The following is a 3,966-nucleotide window of genomic DNA, read 5'->3' as shown; positions in this document are numbered from 1 at the left end:
CCGGGCCGGGGGGGGGGGCCCGAGGGGGCGGGGGTCGGGGGGGGGGGCGGGCGGGGGGGGGGGGGGGGGGGGGGGCGGGGCGGCGGCCCCGCCGCGCCGCACCGCCACGAGAGGGGTACGGCTCATGGCACCCGAGGTGCACACGGTCGCGGTGATCGGCGCGGGCAAGATCGGCGAGCTGATGCTCTCCGGGCTGCTCCGCTCCGGCTGGCCGGTCGAGCGGCTGCTCGCCACCGCCCGGCGTCCCGCCCGCGCCGAGGAACTGACCGCCCGGTACGGCGTCCGGGTGGTGGACAACCTCACCGCGGTGGACGAGGCCGAGGTGCTCGCCGTCTCGGTCAAGCCGCAGGACGCGGCCGCGCTGCTGGACGAGATCGGCCCGAAGGTGCCCGCCGACAAGCTGGTCATCTCGCTCTGCGCCGGCCTGCCCACCGCCTTCTTCAACCGCCGGCTGCCCGAGGGGACCCCGGTGGTCCGGGTGATGACCAACACCCCGGCGCTTGTCGACGAGGCGATGAGCGCGATCTCGCCCGGAGCGCACGCCACCGGCACGCACCTGGCGCTGGCCGAGGAGATGTTCAAGCCGCTCGGCGCCACCCTCCGGGTGCCCGAGTCCCAGCAGGACGCGGTGACCGCCCTCTCCGGCTCCGGCCCGGCCTACTTCTACCTGCTGGTCGAGGCCATGATCGACGCCGGCATCCTGCTCGGCCTGCCCCGCCAGGTGGCGCACGACCTGATCGTGCAGACCGCCATCGGCTCGGCGGTGATGCTGCGCGACTCCGGCGAGCACCCGGTGAAGCTGCGCGAGGCGGTCACCTCGCCGGCCGGCACCACCATCAACGCCATCCGTGAGCTGGAGAACCACGGCGTCCGGGCGGCCATGCTGGCGGCCCTCGAAGCGGCCCGCGACCGGGCCCGCGAGCTGGCCGCCCAGGCGGACTGAGCCCACCGCCGGCCGGTCCGCTCCGCCTCGCCGGAACGGCGGTGGCCGGCGCGAGCCGGAGGGACGTCCCGGCGTGCCCCATACTGGCGCGGTGTTCACTCTCGCCCAGGCGCGACACCTGGTGGCCACGCTGCGGCCGCGCGTCGACGAGCTGATCCGGCTCCGCGCCGACCTCGCCGAACTCCGGATCGACCTGGCCGACCACGGGGTCAGCGCGCTCGGCGGGCTGGCCGAGGTGAAGGCCCTGGAGGCGCGGCTGCACGCCGTGGTGGAGGAGTTCCACCAGCACGGCATCCAGGTCAAGGGGATCGCCCCGGTGCTGCTCGACTTCCCCGGCGAGCGGGACGGCCGGGCGGTGCTCTGGTGCTGGCTGGAGGGGGACGACGACGTCCGCTGGTACCACCGGGTGGGGTGCGGCTTCGCCGGCCGCCGCCCGATCTGAGCCGCCAGAGCCGGCCGTCGCCTGCTTCGAGCCGTCAGCCGAGGTTGGCCAGCGTGGCCGGCGCGACGTTGCCGCCGCTGAGCACCAGGACGGTCCGCTCGCCGGGCGCCACCTCGACCAGCCCGGCCCGCAATGCCGCCAGGGTGACCGCGGCGGCCGGCTCGACCAGCAGCTTCGTGGCCTCCACCAGCTCGGCCCAGGCGGGCAGGACGGCCGCCTCCGGCACCTCCACCACCGCGTCGACCAGCGCCCGCACGTGCGCGAGGGTGTGCCGCCCGGCGAACGGCGCGGCCAGGCCGTCGGCGACCGAGGCCGGGCGGCCCGGCAGGGTGTGGGTCCCCGTCCGCAGCGCGTACGACATGGCGTTGGCCCCGTCCGGCTCCACCCCGACGATCCGGGTCGTCGGTGACCCCGCGCGGACGGCCGCGGCGATCCCGCTGATCAGCCCACCGCCGCCCACCGGTACGAGCACCAGGTCCGGACGCGGGCCGTCGGCCAGGATCTCCCGCCCGACGGTGGCCTGACCGGCGATCACGTCCGGGTCGTCGAAGGGCGCGAGCAGGTGGAAGCCCCGCTCGGCCGCGATCGTCTCGGCGGTGGTCAGCAGGTCGTCGGTGAGCACCGCCTCGGCGCCGAGCCGGCGCACCGCGGCCAGCTTGGCGGGCACCGCGTGCGGCGGCATGCAGACCACGGCGGGCAGCCCGGCCGCGCGGGCGACGTGGGCCACCGCGATCGCGTGGTTGCCGGCGGAGAAGGCCACCAGCCCGGCCGGCGTCCCGGCGCGTTCGGCGTGGGCGAGCAGCGCGTTCGTGGCGCCACGGACCTTGAAGCTCCCGGTGTGCTGGAGGTTCTCGGCCTTCACCGCCAGCCGCAGGCCCAGGTCGCCCGCGAGGACCGGCGCGTCCAGCAGCGGGGTGCGGACCACCCGCCCGTCGAGGCGCTTCTCGGCCGCCGTGATGTCGTCCCCGGTGATCAACCGCACCCGGCGAGCCTAGCCGGCCCGCGCGGCTCACCGCGCCCCCGAACCGGTACCGTCCCGGCCATGGTCGACGCACGGCCGGCGACTCCGGAGGACGCTGCCGAACTGGTCCGGCTGCGCGGGTTGATGCTCGCCGCGATGAGCGGCGCCCCGCCACCGCCCGGCTCCTGGCAGGACGCCGCGCGGGACAACCTGCGGGCCTGGCTGGCCGAACCGGAGCCGTGGGTGGCCGCGTTCGTGGTCGACGCGCCCGACGGCGACTCGCTCGCGGCCTGCGCGGTCGGCACCATCGAGCGGCGGCTCGGCGGGCCGCGCGACCCGAGCGGCCTGGTCGGGTACGTCTTCAACGTCAGCACCGACCCCGGCCATCGCCGGCAGGGCCACTCCCGGGCGTGCCTGACCGCGCTGCTGAGCTGGTTCCGCGAGCGGGGCGTGCACACGGTGGACCTGCGGGCCACGGCGGCCGGCCGGCCGCTCTACCGGGCGTTGGGCTTCCGGGAGACCGCCGATCCGGCGATGCGACTGACCCTCCCCGACGACGCGGAGTGACCGCCCGCCGGCGCGTACTGGACGGCGGACCGCCGGACCGGAGGGCGGGCGCGGCCGTCCGCCCTCCGGTGGCGGCGTCAGCTGTCGGCGTAGCGGCGGGCGGCGGCGAGGGCGGCCCGCAGCCGCTCCGCGTCCACCGGCGCCGGGTGCGCCCAGTCGCCGTCCGCGGCGTAGAGACCGGCGTACGCGGTGGTGTCCCGCTGGAACCGCCAACCCTCGGCGAGCGGGCCGACATCGACCGCGTCGTAGCCCAGCGAGTCGAGGAACGCGGCGACGGTGGCCTTGGCGGCCGGGTCGTCGCCGGCGATCGGCAGGGCGGTACGGTCCGCCGCGCCGGCCGGCCGGGCCAGGGCATGCAGGTGCTCGAAGTAGATGTTGTTGAAGCCCTTGACCACCCGTGACCCCGGCAGGTGCCGCTGGAGCAGCTCGCTCGTGGTGGTCGACTCGTCGTCCAGCTCGGGGAAGCGCCCGTCCCGGTCGGGGTAGTAGTTGTTGGTGTCGATGACGACCTTGCCGGCGAGCGGTCCGGCCGGCACCGCTCGGTAGGCCCGCAGCGGAATGGTGACGACCACGAGGTCGCCGGCCGCCGCGGCCTCGGCCGGGGTGGCGGCCCGGGCCCGCGGGCCCAGCTCGTCCACCAGCTTCGTGAGCGTCTCCGGTCCGCGCGAGTTGCTGAGTACGACGTCATGACCGGCGGCCACCGCCAGCCGGGCCAGCGTGCCGCCGATGTTGCCGCTGCCGATCAGTCCCACAGTTGTCATGTCGGTGCCAACCGGGCGACGGCCGCCGGAATTCCCGACCGTCCTGATAGGTTGTTCGCCTGACGAAAACCTTCAGATCATTGTGGTTCGACGGCAACGATTTGTATCCAAAAGTATCTATCGACGACCGGCGCGAAATGTTGATCTTCCGCCGGGATCCAATCTATTGATATCTATCTCGCACCACCACTTCCCACCCCCAGGAGTGCGACGTGCGGAGATCCCGTCTTGCCACCCTCGCCCTGACCCTGGCCGCCTCGCTCGGCGTCACGCTGACGCTGGGCGCCGCCCC

At 75.3% G+C, this 3,966-nt stretch carries 5 protein-coding genes; 3 read left to right on the top strand and 2 right to left on the bottom strand.

What is annotated here, in order from left to right; genetic code table 11:
* Nucleotides 1–124 precede the first annotated feature (124 nt).
* Nucleotides 125–943 carry a pyrroline-5-carboxylate reductase gene (gene proC / locus ACW0Q9_RS29640; RefSeq protein ID WP_456186932.1) on the top strand — a complete coding sequence of 273 codons (819 nt, stop codon included), beginning with the start codon at nt 125–127 and terminating at the stop codon, nt 941–943.
* A 91-nt stretch (nt 944–1,034) separates the two neighbouring features.
* Nucleotides 1,035–1,385, top strand: a complete 351-nt coding sequence (locus tag ACW0Q9_RS29635; RefSeq protein ID WP_456186930.1) for a DUF2203 family protein — start codon at nt 1,035–1,037, stop codon at nt 1,383–1,385.
* 34 nt (nt 1,386–1,419) lie between these two features.
* On the opposite strand, the gene ACW0Q9_RS29630 is transcribed toward ACW0Q9_RS29635, so the two are convergent.
* Nucleotides 1,420–2,367: a threonine ammonia-lyase gene (locus ACW0Q9_RS29630; protein WP_456186928.1), complete on the bottom strand. Its 948-nt coding sequence runs from the start codon at nt 2,365–2,367 to the stop codon at nt 1,420–1,422.
* A gap of 60 nt (nt 2,368–2,427) precedes the next feature.
* Between ACW0Q9_RS29630 and ACW0Q9_RS29625 the strand changes: the two genes are divergently transcribed.
* Complete coding sequence (locus ACW0Q9_RS29625) at nt 2,428–2,913, top strand: GNAT family N-acetyltransferase (RefSeq protein WP_456186926.1); 486 nt, start codon at nt 2,428–2,430, stop codon at nt 2,911–2,913.
* Between the two features lie 77 nt (nt 2,914–2,990).
* Here ACW0Q9_RS29625 and ACW0Q9_RS29620 read toward each other — a convergent pair whose 3' ends face one another.
* Entirely contained in the window at nt 2,991–3,674 is a 684-nt protein-coding gene (locus tag ACW0Q9_RS29620; RefSeq protein WP_456186924.1) for an NADPH-dependent F420 reductase, read from the bottom strand.
* Between the last annotated feature and the right edge of the window lie 292 nt (nt 3,675–3,966).

The sequence above is a fragment of the Micromonospora sp. I033 genome, from assembly GCF_053890995.1.
Note: the sequence above shows the minus strand (reverse complement) of the source record. Positions and strands in the feature narration are given on the sequence as shown.